The organism is Pseudomonas sp. P5_B2, from assembly GCF_056400445.1.
The window spans coordinates 1-698 of the sequence record NZ_JBFULH010001333.1 but is presented as its reverse complement, the minus strand read 5'-3'; the positions used below and the strand labels follow the sequence as shown (position 1 = coordinate 698).

General features: G+C 55.4%; 1 protein-coding gene. It reads right to left on the bottom strand.

The window, feature by feature from the left end:
- Positions 1 to 698 (bottom strand): HAMP domain-containing protein (locus tag AC1DRJ_RS31055; protein WP_477805479.1); only part of this gene is annotated, 698 nt, incomplete at both ends.

Sequence of the window (698 nt, the reverse complement as noted above, 5' to 3'; positions counted from 1 at the left end):
CGATCCATCTTTCCTACGCGCTTGGTATTCGCTGGCCAGGCCCTCGATCCTGCCATCTGGGTGCAAGCGTTTTGGCACATTGGCTTCGAGCAGATCGTGATCACCTTCCGCCACCAGGTCGAACACACCGAGCGATTCAAGGAGCCTATGTTGCTCAACGCCGAACATCTGAGCTAGTCGTGTATTCGCAAACACGAATTTATGATCCTGGATTATGTAGACGCCGACTGCTGAAGTTTCAGCCACGCCGCGAAACATCGATTCAGCACGCATGAGGTTCATGTGTTCCTGCTCGAGGTTACCAATCAGGGTGCCGATCCGCCGCGCGGAGTCATTAAAGGCATCCACCAACTGCCCCACCTCATCATTGGGCCGGTGTTCGATATGGACTTGATAGTTGCCGTTTGCCAGTTCGCGACTGCCCTGCGCGAGCCTCAGCACCGGACGAACGAAGCTTAGCCGGACAATCAACCACATCCCGCCCAGGAACAATATGTCCACCACCAACAACAGATCAGCGATATTTAGCTCGTCTTCCTGTTCGCGGTGCATCTCCTTTATCAGTGATACCATCAGCTGATCGACATCGTCGAGCAAACTTTGTGAACTCTCGGCAAGAGCGCCCATCTGCCTTGCATCCGGACGGGAGGTACCGTCGCGCAGCAGCGCCGACTCGATATCTTCGCGGTAGCGCTGCC